Genomic DNA, 15,465 nt, shown 5'->3' with positions numbered 1-15,465 from the left:
CCTCCCGCGTCCCCGCCGGTGTTGCGCGCCCGGCTAGTCTGCGGGGCAGGCTGTGCTGGACAAAAGCACGGGTGGGACCCGGGAGGCGAACATGGCGTGGACGTGGCGGTTCGAGAAGGCCGACGGTACGGAGGTCCAGCCGGCGGTGGTGCCGGAGGAGTTCACCACGCAGGGAGACGCGGAGTCCTGGATCGGCGAGGTCTGGAAGGACTTGGTCGACGGGGGTGCGGACCAGGTGGTGCTGTTCGACGACGGCACGAAGATCTACGGCCCGATGAGCCTGCACGCCGAACAGGCCTGAAGCCGGTGCCTTGAAGCGGCTGCGCCTGCGTCCTTGGGAAGGGCCGTGGAGCTGGTACGCCGGGGCCTGCGTCCTTGGGAAGGGCCGCGGAGCTGGTACGCCGGGGCCTGCGTCCCTGGGAAGGGCCGTGGAAGCCGGTAAGCCCGCGCCCGCGTCCCTGGGAAGGGCCGCGGAGCTGGTACGCCTGGCCCGCGTCCCTCGAAAGGGGCCGCAGAAGCCGGTACAACCTGCGCCCGCGTCCCCATCCCAGGGGTCGCGGGCGCAGCCGTGGCCGCAGCGAGGGCAAGCCCCGCCGGCACGGCCGCGAACGTGCCCTAGATCTCGCCCAGCGTGACCTCGGCCGTCCGCGTCTCGCCACCCCGCACGTACGTCACCCGCACCTTGTCCCCCGGCTGGTCCGACGCGAGTGCCTCCAGCAGCGAGGTGATCGTGGTGATCTCCGTGTCGTCGAGCTGGGTGATGACGTCGCCGGCCCTCAGGCCCGCCTTCTCCGCAGCGCCGTTCTCCTGGGTCGAGACGATGGCCACACCGGCCGGTTCGAACTCGTCGTTCACGACCGTACGGCCCGTGATGCCCAGCGCCGCCCGGCCCGAGTCGGTGACCCTGCCGTCCTTGATGATCTGGCCGGCGACGTGCTTCACCATCGAGGACGGGATCGCGAAACCGATGCCGGGGGCCGCGCCGCCGCCCATCTGCGGGTCGGTCGCAGCCAGCGTCGGGATGCCGATGACTTCGCTGTCGAGGTTGACCAGCGCGCCGCCGCTGTTGCCGGGGTTGATCGCCGCCGAGGTCTGCACCATGTTGCCGATGGTCGCGCCGGGGCCGCCGTCCCGGGGGCTCGCGCTCACGGTCCTGCCGACTGCCGAGACGATGCCCTGCGTGACACTGCTGGAGAGCCCCAGCGGACTGCCCATCGCCAGCACGATCTGGCCGACCTCGACCTTCGACGAGTCCGCGAACTTCGCCGCCTTCAGGCCGTCGGGGACGTTGTCGAGCTTGATGACGGCGAGGTCCTGCTCGGGGTAGGTGGCGACCAGCTCCGCGCTGAGCGGCGCTCCGCCGGTAGCCGTCGTGATCTTGAAGCTCTTCTCCCCGCCCACCACATGCGCGTTGGTGACGACATGGCCCCGGTCGTTGTAGACGACGCCCGAACCCAGGCTCTCACCCGCGTCGATCTGCACGACCGACGGCAGTACCCCCTTGATCACCCTCTGGTAGTCGTCCTCCAGCTCGGTGTCCACCTTCGGCGCACCCGCGTCGACGGCCGCCGCGGACGACGTACCGGCACCGGAGCCGGAGCACCCGCTCAGCAGGGCGATCGCGCAGGCGCCGGCGGTCAGGGGCAGCAGGAGCAGCGGGAGCCGACGGTCACGGCGGCTGTGGTTACGGGATCCATCCATGCCTGGAGTGTCCCTTTTGGGGGAACTCCCGGCCTGCGGGGAAGGTCCGATCAGGGGGCGGGGGTCGGGACCGGACGGCGGTTCAGCCGCGTACGCCGCACAGATGCAGCAGCGCCGCCACCTGCCGGTAAGGGTCCGTCCGGCCCGCGCGGTCCTCCAGGGCCAGGACCCGCTCCAGCTCCGCCGCCGGAAGCTGCGCCTCGTTGGCGTCAACCTCGATGGTGTCCGTGAAGACCCGCACGCCGTACCAGGCGTGCAGCGGGGCGGCGATGCCTTCGAGTGTCGCCGTCAGCGCGGCGAGGCGGTCGGCGCGCACCGGCAGGCCGAGCCGGTTGGTGTACGTGTCCGAGTCGAAGGAGGCGAGCGCCGCGGACCAGTCCCCGGCGAGCCCCGGCCGCATCGCGAGCGCGTCGGCGTTCCGGACGAGCAGGGAGAGCAGGCCGCCGGGCGCCAGCATCCGGGCCAGGCCCGCCACCATCGCGTCGGGCTCCTGGACGTACATCAGCACGCCGTGGCACAGCACCACATCGAAACTGCCGGGCAGGAAGTGCACCCCCGTGGCCAGGCCGTCGCCCTCGATCAGGCGAACCCGCTCGCGGATGCCCTCGGGCTCACGGGCGAGCGCCTCGCGCGCCGCCGACAGCATGGTCGGGTCGGACTCCAGGCCGGTCACCTTGTGACCGGCCCGGGCCAGGCGCAGGGACTGTGTGCCCTGGCCTGTCCCGACGTCGAGTATCGCGAGCCGCCGGCCCACCGGGAAACGGGCCGATATCTGCTCGTCGAGCTGGCGGGCGACGAGCTCCTGGCGGACGGTGTCACGCAGACTGCCGACCACCTTCAGCCACTTCTCCGAAGCGCCGTTCTCCGAAGCGCCGTCGAATCCGGAGACCTGGGGGGCTTCCGTGCTCAGGGCCGTTCCCCGCGCTTGACCTGGGGCTTCGGCAGTCGAAGGCGGCGCATCTGGAGCGTACGCATCAGGCCGTAGGCCACGGCGCCGCGCTTCGGCTCGTTCGGGAAGCGCTCGTTCAGCTGCTTCTTGAGCCGGATGACCAGGCCGATCGAGTCGATGACGATCATCACGATGACACCGAGCCACAGCAGCAGCGCGATGTTCTGGATGTTGCTCATACGGATCATGCTGAGGACGAGGATCACCACCGCGAGCGGCAGGAAGAACTCGGCCACGCAGAAGCGGGAGTCGACGAAGTCGCGCACGAACCGACGGACGGGACCCTTGTCCCGGACCGGCAGATAGCGCTCGTCGCCGCTCGCCAGCGCCTCCCGCTGCCTGGCCAGGTCGGCACGGCGGGCCTCGCGCTGACGCTTCATCGCCTCCTTGCGGTTCGAAGGCGCCGCCGCCCCGTTGCGGCGCTGCGACTGTGCGACAGCGCGCTTCGGTGTGGGGCGGCCCTTCGGGGCCTGGGGGTCACGGGTCTGCTTGGAGAGGTCCACCTGCACCTTGTCGGTGGGGGCCTTCTCTTCCTTGGAGGAACGGCTACGGAACACAAAGCCCAAGGGTACGGGGTACGCGGCATGGACCCCAGTCCGGAGGGGAACGATCCCGCAACAGTCGGTGTCGAGGCCGTGTCCCCGGCCGTCACCTACTCCCTAGGCCGGAGCCCGCCGCTCCACAGTCGTTCTGGAGGAGGAGCGCATCCGTCTCCGAACAGTGCGGTAATAGAGGCAGGGCCCGTAGTGTGGGTTCAAGTGCTGGAGCTGGAGTCCGTAGTCCGTCAGAAGGGGGCGCGCGAAGCCCATGAGCGGTGTCATGAAGCGTATGGGAATGATCTTCCGCGCGAAGGCAAACAAGGCCCTTGACAGGGCCGAGGATCCGCGCGAGACCCTCGATTACTCGTACCAGAAACAGCTTGAGCTGCTTCAGAAGGTACGCCGCGGTGTCGCCGACGTGGCGACGTCGCGCAAGCGGCTCGAACTGCAGCTGAACCAGCTGCAGGGCCAGTCCTCCAAGCTGGAGGACCAGGGACGCAAGGCGCTCGCGCTCGGCCGGGAGGACCTCGCTCGCGAGGCGCTGTCCCGTCGTGCCGCGCTGCAGCAGCAGGTCACCGACCTGGAGACGCAGCACCAGACGCTCCAGGGCGAGGAGGAGAAGCTGACGCTTGCCGCGCAGCGCCTCCAGGCCAAGGTCGACGCCTTCCGTACGAAGAAGGAGACCATCAAGGCCACGTACACCGCAGCGCAGGCGCAGACCCGCATCGGAGAGGCCTTCTCCGGCATCTCCGAGGAGATGGGCGACGTCGGCCTGGCGATCCAGCGTGCCGAGGACAAGACCGCGCAGCTGCAGGCCCGGGCCGGCGCGATCGACGAGCTGCTGGCCTCCGGCGCCCTGGACGACCCGTCCGGGATGGCGAAGGACGACATCGCCGCCGAGCTGGACCGCATCTCCGGTGGTACAGATGTAGAGCTGGAGCTGCAGCGCATGAAGGCCGAGCTGGCGGGCGGACCCTCGTCGCAGCAGCAGGCTCTCGAAGGCGGCCAGCAGGACGCGGCGCAGCAGTCGCAGACCCAGAACAAGTTCGACAAGCAGTAACTCAGCCGGGCCCTCACTCACTCCACGAAGGAGAGCGTCGTGATCGTACGGATCATGGGGGAGGGGCAGGTGAAGCTGGCCGACAGCCACTTCGCCGAACTGAACAAGCTGGACGACGAGCTGCTCCGCGAAATGGAGAGCGGCGACGGGCCCGGCTTCAGACTGACGCTCGGTGCGCTCCTCGACGCGGTACGCCGCCTCGGGGAACCGCTGCCGGACGACGCCCTGGAGCCCTCCGAACTGATCCTGCCGTCCCCGGACGCCACACTCGAAGAAGTCCGCGAACTGCTCAGCGACGACGGCCTGATCCCAGGCTGAAGCCTTCCCTGACGCGGCCCCGCGCGGGCTTCGCCCCGCTGCGCCGGCCTCCGGCCGGCGAGGGTGCCCACCGTCCCGGCCGCCGAACGGTCGTGCCCGGCGGTGCCCCGGTGTGGGCGTACGCCGTACCGTTGCGTGACATGAATGCCCTCGGTACGGGGCTCGCCCGGTCCCGGGACTGGCTGCGCGCTCACCCGCTCGCCATGGACGCCGCGCTGGCGCTCGCCGTACTCGTGACGATCGTCGTCAGCTCCTTCGCCGACCCCCACGGCCCGAACGGCCCCACCTTCACGCGCACGCCCGGCCCCCGCAGCATCGTCCTGATGGTGCTCGGCTCGGCCGCCCTCGTGTTCCGGCGCCGCAAGCCCATGGCCGTACTCGCCTTCACCGGCGCGGTCACGCTCGGCGAGCTCATCGCGGGGGACCCGCCCGCGCCCGTCGCGATGAGCGCGGTCATCGCGCTGTACACCGTCGCGTCCCGCACCGACCGCCCCACCACCTGGCGCGTCGGCCTGCTGACGATGACCGGCCTGACGGCCGGCGCGATGTGCTTCGGCACAGGGCCCTGGTACGCCCAGGAGAACATCGGGATCTTCGCCTGGACCGGCATCGGAGCCACCGCGGGCGACGCCGTACGCAGCCGTCGCGCCTTCATCGACGCGATACGCGAGCGTGCCGAACGCGCCGAGCGCACCCGCGAGGAGGAGGCCCGCCGCCGTGTCGCCGAGGAGCGGCTGCGCATCGCCCGCGACCTGCACGACGTCGTCGCACACCACATCGCACTGGTCAACGTCCAGGCGGGAGTGGCCGCCCATGTCATGGACAAGCGCCCCGACCAGGCCAAGGAAGCCCTCGCGCATGTACGGGAGGCCAGCCGCTCCGCGCTGAACGAGCTTCGCGCCACCGTCGGCCTGCTCCGCCAGTCGGGCGACCCCGAGGCGCCGACCGAGCCCGCTCCCGGCCTCGCCGTGCTCGACGCGCTCCTCGACACCTTCCGGCACGCGGGGCTCCCGGTGGAGGTGGCCAGGCCCGACAACATGGCCGCACCGCTGCCCGCCGCCGTCGACCTCGCGGCGTACCGGATCATCCAGGAGGCCCTGACCAATGTGCGCAAGCACGCGGGCCCGGACGCGAAGGCCGAGGTCAGCGTGGTCCGCGTGGGTTCGTCCGCCGAGGTCACCGTGATCGACAACGGCGCCGGGCCGGGGGACGGCACCGGCGAAGGGCACGACGGCGGCGGCCACGGCCTCACCGGCATGCGCGAGCGCGTGACCGCCCTCGGCGGCACCCTCACCGCGGGCCCCCGCTACGGCGGCGGCTTCCGCGTCCATGCGATCCTGCCGTTCAAGGTACGTACGGGGGAGACCGCATGACGACCGCCACGACCATCAGGGTGCTGCTCGCCGACGACCAGGCGCTGCTGCGCAGTGCGTTCCGGGTCCTGGTGGACTCCGAGCCCGACATGCTGGTCGTCGGGGAGGCCGCCGACGGCGCAGAAGCCGTCGAGCTCGCCCGCACGCTCCGCGCCGACGTCGTCCTGATGGACATCCGCATGCCGGGTACGGACGGCCTCGCCGCCACCCGCATGATCAGCGAAGACCCCGAACTGGCCGCCGTACGCGTGGTGATGCTGACGACCTTCGAGGTCGACGAGTACGTCGTGCAGTCGCTGCGCGCCGGTGCCTCCGGCTTCCTCGGCAAGGGGGCAGAGCCGGAGGAACTGCTCAATGCCATCCGGATCGCCGCCGCGGGCGAGGCACTGCTCTCCCCCGTGGCGACCAAGGGCCTGATCGCCAAGTTCCTCGCGCAGGGCGGCACTTCGGAGGACGACGAGAGCGCGGCGGCCCGCACCGAGCGGCTGTCGGCGCTGACCGTGCGCGAGCGCGAGGTCCTCGTCCAGGTCGCGGGCGGCCACTCCAACGACGAAATCGCCGAGCAGCTGGTCGTCAGCCCGCTCACCGTCAAGACACATGTGAACAGGGCGATGGCGAAACTCGGCGCCCGCGACCGCGCCCAACTGGTGGTAATCGCCTACGAATCGGGACTTGTCCGGCCAAGGGCGGAGTGAAGGGCAGAGCGCAGGGTGGAGTGAAGGTGTAGTGGCGCCTACTCCAACTGCGGTATGCGCCGCATAAGGAAGGGGACCTGGGGCCGACGGATCTCCTCTTCGAATGGCTGATCGTATAGAGGGGCCACCGTGCCCGCCTGCCGCGTAAGCCACAGAAGAGAGACCCACCCATGTCCTGGCTGTCCAGATTCAGCCTCGCTCAACGGGCCCTGATCGGTCTGATGTCGATCATCGCGATCGTCTTCGGCGCGATCGCGATACCGCAGCTCAAGCAGCAGTTGCTGCCCACCATCGAGTTCCCGATGGTGTCGGTGCTGGCGCCCTACCAGGGTGTGTCCCCCGATGTGGTCGAGAAGCAGGTCGTCGAACCGCTCGAAAGCACCATCAAGGCAGTCGACGGCATCACCGGCGTCACCTCCACGGCGAGCGAGGGCAACGCCGTGATCATGGCCCAGTTCGACTACGGCAACGACACCAAGCAGCTCGTCGCCGACGTCCAGCAGGCCGTGAACCGCTCCCGAGCCCAGCTCCCCGACGAGGTCGACCCCCAGGTCGTGGCCGGTTCGACGGACGACATCCCGACCGTCCTCCTCGCCGTCACCTCCGGCCAGGACCAGCAGGCGCTGGCCGACCGGCTGGACCGTACCGTCGTACCCGAGTTGGAGGACATCGACGGCGTCGGCCAGGTCAGCGTCGACGGTGTGCAGGACCTCCAGGTCACCGTCACCCCGGACGACAAGAAGCTCGCGGCCGCCGGCCTCAACGCCGGCGCACTCGGCCAGGCCCTCCAGTCGGGCGGCGCCACCGTCCCGGCAGGCTCCTTCTCCGAGGACGGCAAGAGCCGTACGGTCCAGGTCGGCGGCGGCTACACGTCGCTGAAGCAGATCGAGGACCTGCGCGTCACCGCGACCCCCACCGGCCAGGGCAAGCCGCCGAAGCCGGTACGCCTCGGTGACGTCGCCACCGTCAAGGAGCAGCCCGCCACCGCGGTCTCCATCACCCGCACCAACGGCAAGCCCAGCCTGTCGCTGGCCATCACGATGGACCAGGACGGCAGCGCCGTCGCCATCTCCGACGCGGTCAAGGACAAGCTCCCCGAGCTGCGCGACAGCCTCGGCACCGACAGCGAGATCGCGGTCGTCTTCGACCAGGGCCCGGCCGTCTCCAAGTCGATTTCCGGCCTGACCACCGAGGGCGCCCTCGGCCTGGTCTTCGCCGTCATCGTGATCCTGGTCTTCCTGGCCTCGGTCCGCTCGACGCTCGTCACCGCCATCTCCATCCCCCTGTCGGTGGTCCTCGCCCTGATCGTGCTGTGGACCCGCGACCTGTCGCTCAACGTCCTCACGCTCGGCGCGCTGACGATCGCGATCGGCCGCGTCGTCGACGACTCGATCGTGGTCCTGGAGAACATCAAGCGTCACCTCGGATACGGCGAGGAGCGCCAGGCGGCCATCATCACCGCGGTGAAGGAAGTCGCGGGCGCGGTCACCTCGTCGACCCTGACCACCGTCGCCGTCTTCCTGCCGATCGGCCTGGTCGGCGGCATGGTGGGCCAGCTGTTCGGCTCCTTCTCCCTCACCGTCACGGCGGCCCTGCTCGCCTCGCTGCTGGTGTCCCTCACGGTCGTACCGGTCTTCTCGTACTGGTTCCTGCGCGCCCCGAAGGGCTCGGAGGGCGTCGACCCCGAGGAACTGCGCCGCAAGGCGGAGGAGAAGGAGGCGCGCAGCCCGCTTCAGCGGATGTACGTCCCGGTCCTGCGCTTCGCGACCCGCCGCCGCTTCACCAGCCTGGCCATCGCGGTCGTCGTCCTCATCGGTACGTTCGCCATGGCGCCGCTGCTCAAGACGAACTTCTTCGACCAGGGCGAGCAGGACACCCTGTCGGTCACCCAGGAGCTGAAGCCCGGCACCAGCCTGGAGGCCGCCGACGAGGCCGCCCTGAAGGTCGAGAAGGCGCTCGACGGCATCGACACGATCAAGGACTACCAGGTCACGGTCGGCTCCTCCGGCTTCGCCGCAGCCTTCGGCGGCGGTACGGGCGCCAACCAGGCGACGTACCAGCTGACCCTGAACGACGCCTCCGACGCCGAGGTCACCCAGGACCGCATCGAGGAGGAGCTCGGCAAGCTGAAGGGCATCGGCGACACCACCATCGGCGCGGGCGGCGGCTTCGGCACCCAGGACCTGAGCGTCGTGGTGAAGGCCGGTGACGCCGACGTACTGAAGAAGGCGTCCGAGCAGGTACGGGACGCGGTCGCGAAGCTCGACGACGTCACCGATGTACAGAGCGACCTGGCCCAGAGCGTGCCGCGGATCTCCGTCAAGGCCAACGACAGGACGGCCGCCGCGGGCTTCGCCCAGGCCACCCTCGGCGCGGCCGTCACCCAGGCGGTGCGCGGCACCACGTCGGGCAAGGCGATCCTTGGCGACACCGAGCGCGATGTCGTCGTGAAGTCGGCCAGGCCGGCCACCACGCTGGACGAGCTGAAGCACCTGAAGCTCGGCCCGGCCGAGCTCGGTGAGATCGCCGACGTGAAGCTGGTGGCGGGCCCGGTCTCCATGACCCGGATCGACGGCGCCCGCGCCGCGACGATCACGGCCAAGCCGACCGCGGACAACACGGGCGCGGTGACCGCCGCCCTCCAGAGCGAGATCAACGCGCTGGAGAAGAAGCTGCCCGCGGGCGCGACCGTCGAGATCGGCGGCGTGTCCTCGGACCAGAGCGAGGCGTTCGTCCAGCTCGGCCTGGCCATGCTTGCGGCCATCGCGATCGTCTTCATGCTGCTGGTCGCGACGTTCCGCTCGCTGATCCAGCCGCTGATCCTGCTGGTCTCGATCCCGTTCGCGGCGACCGGCGCGATCGGCCTGCTGCTCGCCACCGGTACGCCCATGGGCGTACCGGCGATGATCGGCATGCTGATGCTCATCGGCATCGTCGTCACCAATGCGATCGTGCTGATCGACCTGATCAACCAGTACAGGGCACAGGGCCTGGGCGTGGTCGAGGCGGTCCTGGAGGGCGGGCGTCACCGTCTGCGCCCGATCCTGATGACGGCACTGGCGACGATCTTCGCGCTGCTGCCGATGGCACTGGGCATCACGGGCGAGGGCGGCTTCATATCGAAGCCGCTGGCGATCGTGGTGATCGGTGGTCTGATCACGTCGACGCTGCTGACGCTGCTGCTGGTGCCGACGCTGTACGCGATGGTGGAGCTCCGCAAGGAGCGCCGGGCCAAGAAGAAGGCGGCCAAGCGCGCGGCGAAGGCGGGCGTCCCGGCGCAGTCGGACTCGGCGTCGGAAGAGCCGGAGCCGGCGACGGTCTGATCCGTACGACAGAACGGCAGCGAGCCCCGGTCCCCTCTTCAGGGGGCCGGGGCTCGCCCCGTTCAGCCAGCCCGTTCAGCCGCCCGTTCAGCCCTCGGGAACCTCCGGCGGCCCCTCCGGTACGGCGTGCACCTCGACCGGATCGTTGCCCGGCTTCCCGCCCGGGCCGGGGCAGGCCGACGCCCTCGCCGCGATTTCGAGGGCGCGGTCCTCGTCCTTGACGTCGACCACCCAGTAGCCGGCCAGAATGCGCCCCGGCTCCGCGGGCCCGTCCGTCACCTTCGCCCGGCCGTCGTCCGTCGCCCGTACCGTCTTGACCATCGAGGGCCCGCCGAGACCACGGGCCTCCACCAGCTCACCCGCCGCGCCGAGCTCCTGGTTGAGCGCGTCCATGTGCGCGAACATCGCCAGCATGTCGTCCTTCGAGAACGACGCCATCATGCCGTCCCACTCATCGGCAGGCACGTTCATCTGGATCATGTACTGCATAGGCCTCACCCTTTCTCGTCTCCACGGTGGCAGCTGAGCCGACGTACCGCACCCCCTGACGCGGCGGGCGTCAGGGGGTGCGATGTACGACGTACGAGAAAGGCTCAGGAGCTTCGCAGCTACGGCAGCGCCAGCATCCGCTCCAGCGCGAGCTTCGCGAACTGCTCGGTCTCGCGGTCGACCTCGATGCGGTTGACCAGGTTGCCCTCGGCCAGCGACTCCAGGGCCCACACCAGGTGCGGCAGGTCGATCCGGTTCATCGTCGAGCAGAAGCAGACCGTCTTGTCGAGGAAGACGACCTCCTTGTCCGGGTGTGCGTTCGCGACGCGCCGGACCAGGTTGAGCTCGGTCCCGATGGCCCACTTCGAGCCGGCCGGAGCCGCCTCCAGCTTCTTGATGATGTACTCCGTCGAACCGACGTAGTCCGCAGCCGCCACGACCTCGTGCTTGCACTCGGGGTGTACGAGCACATTGACGCCCGGGATGCGCTCGCGCACGTCATTGACGGAGTCGAGCGAGAAGCGCCCGTGCACCGAGCAGTGCCCGCGCCACAGGATCATCTTCGCGTTGCGCAGCTGCTCGACGGTCAGGCCGCCGTTCGGCTTGTGCGGGTTGTACAGGACACAGTCGTCCAGCGACATGCCCATGTCCCGCACGGCGGTGTTGCGCCCGAGGTGCTGGTCGGGCAGGAAAAGAACCTTGTTCTGCCGTGGCCCCCCCTGCTCGAAGGCCCAGTCCAGCGCCCGCTTCGCGTTCGACGACGTACAGATCGTGCCGCCGTGCTTGCCGGTGAACGCCTTGATGTCGGCGGAGGAGTTCATGTACGAGACGGGGACGACCTGCTCGGCCACTCCGGCCTCGGTCAGCACGTCCCAGCACTCGGCGACCTGCTCGGCGGTGGCCATGTCGGCCATCGAGCAGCCGGCCGCCAGGTCGGGCAGGACGACCTTCTGGTCGTCGGAGGTCAGAATGTCCGCGGACTCGGCCATGAAGTGCACACCGCAGAAGACGATGTACTCGGCCTCCGGCCTGGCGGCCGCGTCCTTGGCCAGCTTGAACGAGTCCCCGGTGACGTCGGCGAACTGGATGACCTCGTCACGCTGGTAGTGGTGGCCGAGGACGAAGACCTTGTCCCCGAGCTTTTCCTTGGCCGCGCGGGCGCGTTCCACCAGGTCCGGGTCGGAGGGGGAGGGCAGGTCGCCGGGACAGTCGACGCCGCGCTCGCTCTTGGCGTCGGCCTCGCGGCCGAGCAGCAGCAGGGCGAGAGGCGTCGGCTGGACGTCCAGTGGCTGGGCGGTGGTCACGAACACGCACCCTTTCTTCTCTGCAAAGCCTTTTCGTCGATTTGACGCTATCTATCATAACTGCTTCACGTCACTTTGACGATGCCCATGTCGTCCATGTGACGAATTCTGCCGGTGCCCAGCCACGTGCCCCCGTCGAATCGGGTGTGCGAGCATGAAAGGGCAAGGCAAGCGCTCAGGCCCGGAATGAATCCGCGGCCGCGCCGGTTGCAAAGGTCGGCAAGCAGTCCGTACAACCCGGGAGAGATGTAGATGTCCGTTCAGGACGACAAGACCACCGTGAGCGACGGCATTCTCCTGTCCGACGCCGCCGCGGCCAAGGTCAAGGCCCTGCTGGACCAGGAAGGCCGTGAGGACCTGGCCCTGCGCGTCGCCGTTCAGCCCGGCGGCTGCTCCGGTCTGCGATACCAGCTGTTCTTCGACGAGCGCTCGCTCGACGGCGATGTCATCAAGGACTTCGACGGCGTCAAGGTCGTCACCGACCGCATGAGCGCCCCGTACCTGGGCGGCGCCTCCATCGACTTCGTCGACACCATCGAGAAGCAGGGCTTCACGATCGACAACCCGAACGCCACCGGCTCCTGCGCCTGCGGCGACTCGTTCAGCTAGGCCTGAGCGCGCAAGCCCGACCGCGCGAACGCGAAGAAGGCGGCGGCCCCCGACCAGGGGCCGCCGCCTTTTCCGCGTGTACGGGGTGTACGGGCCTACTTCTTCGGCACGGTCTCGCCGCTCCGCTGATCCACGACCTTGCGGCCGTCCAGAGGCTTGTCGAGCGTCACCTTGTCTGACAGCTCCTTGGCGATCAAGATGCAGACGCGCTCCGGGTCCGGGTTGGTTTCGACGATCTTCACCTTCACCACCCCGTTCTCCTCGTTCGCCTTCGCGTCGTACGTGCTGCACGCGCCGCCCCAGAAGTGCACGGTGAGCTCACGCCCGTCAGCGGCGTACGACTGGACGTGGCGCATCGACGGCGTATCGGTGTCGCTCTCCGGCGGAGCGCTCTCCTTCGGCGGCACCGACGGCTTGACCAGGTAGTCGGGGTCGACCGCGGGATGCGTGATCGTGAACGGCTGTGCGTCGCCCCCCGGCTTCACCTCGAAGAGCCATGAGGGTACGAGCGCCTGCCGACCCCCGACGTACTGCGCCGCGAGTCCGAAGGTCGCACGGCCGACGGTCACCGGGTCCGGTGCATCCGGCACCTTTCCGGCGCCCGGCTCGCAGGGCGCCTGGGCCCTGTCGTCCTGCTTGGCGGGCTTGTTGTCGGGATTGTCACCGTGCGGTACGGGCGTGGCGCAGCCGCCGATGCCGATGCGGCCCGCGGCCTCGCCCGCCTTGTTCAGCTGCTTCAGCGCCTCGTCCGCGCCGATCACCGGATACTCGGCGCCCTTCGTCAGGCCCTTCAACTGCCCGCTGCCACCGACCAGTTGGCTGTCCGAGCCGATCTGGAGTCCGGTCGCCCAGCCGTACGTCGGCAGCCCGCCCACCTCCGGATCGGCGTTCACCACCCGTACCGCGCCCATCAACTGGCGCGCGTCGAGCTTCGCGTCGTCCTGGCCCAGCGCCTTCAGTACGGGCGCCGCGGCCTCCTTGGCGGCCTTCTCGCTCACCGGCTGCCCACCGCCGCCGGGCCCGAAGGCCGCATCGCGGCACGGCTTGCCCTTCTCGCAGTTGTCGCCGCCCCCGGGGCCGTACTGCGCGAAGTTCCAGGTGCCCGGCGCCTGCTTGTTGACCTGGAGCACCGGCCCGGCGCCGTCCTTGGTGACGCCGACCTTCCAGGCCCCGCCCTCGATACGCGGCTTGCCCGCCACACCGAGCGCCTTGGCCAGCCGCGCCACCTCGGCTTCGGTGATCGCGCCCGACGCCCGGTACACAGGGGCGGAATCGGGCCCGTCGGGCAGCTTGCCCTCGGCGCGGTAGACCACGCCGTTCGGGTCGGGCTCGCCGGGCGCCACACCCCGCGAGGAGCCGTCCGTATAGCCGTCGAGGGCGAGCGGCGGCGGACTGCCGTTGGCCCCCGGCGCCCCGCTCCCGCTCTTCGTACCGCTGCCGCTGCCGCCGCCGTCCCCGGCGGTCGATGCCCAGTACGCGCCGCCGCCCCCGGCCAGCAGCACCGCTGCCGCCACGGAGGCGGCGACCAGCGGGGAACGCCGCTCTCGGGCGCCGACTGCGTCCTTCTCCGGTCCCTCGGTGTTCACCGTTCGCTCCTTCGACTGCACTGCCGTCCCATGCCGTATGCCGCATCCCCTTTGCGGGGGACACCGGTGGGACGGAGCGGGGGAGCGCACGGTTCCCCGTGTGCGCCTATCGGGCGCTGCTCAGCCGCCGCTCAGCCACCATATTCGGACATACCGCGTACCAGGCGCGCGGAGGCCGGCGACACGGTGATGCCGTGGATGAGAGACGCCGGTACGGGCGCGGGAGCGGCCGCCGCGGGCACCGCCCAGTGCGGGACCATACGGGCGCAGTCTCCCTGCAGCTCTTCCAGGCCACCGTCGTGCTCGGCCGGTGCGGGTGCCATGACACTGTGCTTGTGCATGCGGGCTGCTCCCGTGGCTCTGGGGGCCGCATGTCCGCGGTCCCGCGATGCTGGCACCGTAGGCAGCTGGGCCCTCCGGAAAAAAGACCTACTATCGGGTAGTTTTGGCCCTTCGTGCGTGGGGCTACGACCAGGTAGCGTGAACTGTCAAACGCCACCCCTCCACAGGAGCGTCCTCGCCGTGCGTATCGCAGTCACCGGCTCCATCGCCACCGACCACCTCATGACCTTCCCCGGCCGCTTCGCCGACCAGCTGGTCGCGGACCAGCTGCACACGGTCTCGCTCTCCTTCCTGGTCGACAACCTCGACGTACGCCGGGGCGGTGTCGGTGCCAACATCTGCTTCGGCATGGGTCAGCTCGGCACGGCGCCGATCCTGGTCGGGGCCGCCGGCTCGGACTTCGACGAGTACCGCGCCTGGCTCGACCGGCACGGCGTGGACACCGGATCCGTCCGCATCTCCGAGGTCCTGCACACGGCACGCTTCGTGTGCACCACCGACGCCGACCACAACCAGATCGGCTCTTTCTACACGGGCGCGATGAGCGAGGCCCGCCAGATCGAGCTCCAGGCGGTCGCCGAGCGCGTCGGCGGCCTGGACCTCGTCCTGATCGGCGCGGACGACCCCGAGGCGATGCTCCGCCACACCGAGGAGTGCAAGACCCGCTCCATCCCCTTCGCGGCGGACTTCTCGCAGCAGATCGCCCGCATGTCCGGCGATGACATCCGTACGCTCCTCGAAGGCGCGACGTACCTCTTCTCCAACGAGTACGAGAAGGGGCTCATCGAGTCCAAGACGGGCTGGACCGACGCCGAGATCCTCGCCAAGGTCGGCCACCGCGTCACCACCCTCGGCTCCCGCGGGGTCCGCATCGAGCGCGTCGGCGACGAGCCGATCGTGGTCGGCTGCCCGGAGGAGGACGGCAAGGTCGACCCGACCGGTGTCGGCGACGCCTTCCGCGCCGGCTTCCTGTCGGGCCTCGCCTGGGGCGTCGGCCTGGAGCGCGCGGCACAGGTCGGCTGCATGCTGGCGACCCTGGTGATCGAAACGCTCGGCACCCAGGAATACACGCTGCGCCGCGCCCACTTCATGGACCGCTTCACGAAGGCTTACGGCCACGACGCAGCCGCAGAGGTCCAGACTCACCTGGTGTGAGTGGTGTGGGTGTGCGGCCGCT

At 69.8% G+C, this 15,465-nt stretch carries 15 protein-coding genes; 8 read left to right on the top strand and 7 right to left on the bottom strand.

All coding sequences use genetic code 11. The features are described from left to right. Window positions 1-91 precede the first annotated feature (91 nt). Entirely contained in the window at window positions 92-301 is a 210-nt protein-coding gene (locus J7I98_RS02120) for a hypothetical protein (RefSeq protein ID WP_214915181.1), read from the top strand. 314 nt (window positions 302-615) lie between these two features. Here J7I98_RS02120 and J7I98_RS02115 read toward each other — a convergent pair whose 3' ends face one another. From J7I98_RS02115 to J7I98_RS02105, 3 genes are all read right to left on the bottom strand, one after another. Continuing rightward, window positions 616-1,701 carry a S1C family serine protease gene (locus J7I98_RS02115; protein ID WP_214915178.1) on the bottom strand — a complete coding sequence of 362 codons (1,086 nt, stop codon included), beginning with the start codon at window positions 1,699-1,701 and terminating at the stop codon, window positions 616-618. Between the two features lie 82 nt (window positions 1,702-1,783). Continuing rightward, complete coding sequence (locus J7I98_RS02110; RefSeq protein ID WP_374225055.1) at window positions 1,784-2,536, bottom strand: class I SAM-dependent methyltransferase; 753 nt, start codon at window positions 2,534-2,536, stop codon at window positions 1,784-1,786. A 71-nt stretch (window positions 2,537-2,607) separates the two neighbouring features. Continuing rightward, window positions 2,608-3,207, bottom strand: coding sequence for a DUF3043 domain-containing protein (locus J7I98_RS02105; protein WP_214915170.1), 600 nt, complete (start codon window positions 3,205-3,207; stop codon window positions 2,608-2,610). 262 nt (window positions 3,208-3,469) lie between these two features. On the opposite strand from J7I98_RS02105, the gene J7I98_RS02100 reads away from it, so the two are divergent. From J7I98_RS02100 to J7I98_RS02080, 5 genes are all read left to right on the top strand, one after another. Further along, on the top strand, window positions 3,470-4,249 hold the full coding sequence (locus J7I98_RS02100) for a PspA/IM30 family protein (RefSeq protein ID WP_214915167.1): 780 nt from the start codon (window positions 3,470-3,472) through the stop codon (window positions 4,247-4,249). A 39-nt stretch (window positions 4,250-4,288) separates the two neighbouring features. Beyond that, window positions 4,289-4,567, top strand: coding sequence for a hypothetical protein (locus J7I98_RS02095; protein ID WP_214915164.1), 279 nt, complete (start codon window positions 4,289-4,291; stop codon window positions 4,565-4,567). Window positions 4,568-4,707: 140 nt separating this feature from the next. Then, window positions 4,708-5,940: a sensor histidine kinase gene (locus J7I98_RS02090; protein ID WP_214915162.1), complete on the top strand. Its 1,233-nt coding sequence runs from the start codon at window positions 4,708-4,710 to the stop codon at window positions 5,938-5,940. Then, window positions 5,937-6,635: a response regulator transcription factor gene (locus J7I98_RS02085; RefSeq protein WP_214915159.1), complete on the top strand. Its 699-nt coding sequence runs from the start codon at window positions 5,937-5,939 to the stop codon at window positions 6,633-6,635. Before J7I98_RS02090 ends, J7I98_RS02085 begins: the two co-directional genes overlap by 4 nt. Window positions 6,636-6,805: 170 nt before the next feature. After that, on the top strand, window positions 6,806-9,958 hold the full coding sequence (locus J7I98_RS02080; RefSeq protein ID WP_214915156.1) for an efflux RND transporter permease subunit: 3,153 nt from the start codon (window positions 6,806-6,808) through the stop codon (window positions 9,956-9,958). 87 nt (window positions 9,959-10,045) lie between these two features. On the opposite strand, the gene J7I98_RS02075 is transcribed toward J7I98_RS02080, so the two are convergent. Then, window positions 10,046-10,447, bottom strand: a complete 402-nt coding sequence (locus J7I98_RS02075) for a YciI family protein (RefSeq protein ID WP_251019936.1) — start codon at window positions 10,445-10,447, stop codon at window positions 10,046-10,048. Between the two features lie 119 nt (window positions 10,448-10,566). Further along, entirely contained in the window at window positions 10,567-11,751 is a 1,185-nt protein-coding gene (nadA, locus tag J7I98_RS02070; RefSeq protein ID WP_214915144.1) for a quinolinate synthase NadA, read from the bottom strand. A 252-nt stretch (window positions 11,752-12,003) separates the two neighbouring features. On the opposite strand from nadA, the gene J7I98_RS02065 reads away from it, so the two are divergent. Continuing rightward, window positions 12,004-12,360, top strand: a complete 357-nt coding sequence (locus J7I98_RS02065; RefSeq protein ID WP_214915142.1) for an iron-sulfur cluster assembly accessory protein — start codon at window positions 12,004-12,006, stop codon at window positions 12,358-12,360. Between the two features lie 95 nt (window positions 12,361-12,455). Here J7I98_RS02065 and J7I98_RS02060 read toward each other — a convergent pair whose 3' ends face one another. Beyond that, window positions 12,456-13,946, bottom strand: coding sequence for a hypothetical protein (locus tag J7I98_RS02060; RefSeq protein WP_214915140.1), 1,491 nt, complete (start codon window positions 13,944-13,946; stop codon window positions 12,456-12,458). A gap of 131 nt (window positions 13,947-14,077) precedes the next feature. Further along, window positions 14,078-14,287, bottom strand: coding sequence for a hypothetical protein (locus tag J7I98_RS02055; protein WP_214915139.1), 210 nt, complete (start codon window positions 14,285-14,287; stop codon window positions 14,078-14,080). Window positions 14,288-14,468: 181 nt separating this feature from the next. Here J7I98_RS02055 and J7I98_RS02050 point away from each other — a divergent pair, with 181 nt between their 5' ends. Beyond that, window positions 14,469-15,443, top strand: coding sequence for a carbohydrate kinase family protein (locus J7I98_RS02050; protein WP_214915136.1), 975 nt, complete (start codon window positions 14,469-14,471; stop codon window positions 15,441-15,443). Window positions 15,444-15,465: the final 22 nt, after the last annotated feature.

Origin of the sequence: Streptomyces sp. ISL-98, assembly GCF_018614055.1 — a bacterium.
Classification (GTDB): Bacteria; Actinomycetota; Actinomycetes; order Streptomycetales; family Streptomycetaceae; genus Streptomyces; species Streptomyces spiramyceticus.
This window is presented reverse-complemented; position numbering and strand designations above follow the sequence as displayed.

Coding starts and splice junctions, on each gene's coding strand:
- J7I98_RS02085 (WP_214915159.1), top strand. CDS start 5,937: ATGACGACCGCCACGACCATCAGGGTGCTGCTCGCCGACGACCAGGCG.
- J7I98_RS02115 (WP_214915178.1), bottom strand. CDS start 1,701: ATGGATGGATCCCGTAACCACAGCCGCCGTGACCGTCGGCTCCCGCTG.
- J7I98_RS02090 (WP_214915162.1), top strand. CDS start 4,708: ATGAATGCCCTCGGTACGGGGCTCGCCCGGTCCCGGGACTGGCTGCGC.
- J7I98_RS02120 (WP_214915181.1), top strand. CDS start 92: ATGGCGTGGACGTGGCGGTTCGAGAAGGCCGACGGTACGGAGGTCCAG.
- J7I98_RS02065 (WP_214915142.1), top strand. CDS start 12,004: ATGTCCGTTCAGGACGACAAGACCACCGTGAGCGACGGCATTCTCCTG.
- J7I98_RS02100 (WP_214915167.1), top strand. CDS start 3,470: ATGAAGCGTATGGGAATGATCTTCCGCGCGAAGGCAAACAAGGCCCTT.
- J7I98_RS02055 (WP_214915139.1), bottom strand. CDS start 14,287: ATGCACAAGCACAGTGTCATGGCACCCGCACCGGCCGAGCACGACGGT.
- J7I98_RS02080 (WP_214915156.1), top strand. CDS start 6,806: ATGTCCTGGCTGTCCAGATTCAGCCTCGCTCAACGGGCCCTGATCGGT.
- J7I98_RS02075 (WP_251019936.1), bottom strand. CDS start 10,447: ATGCAGTACATGATCCAGATGAACGTGCCTGCCGATGAGTGGGACGGC.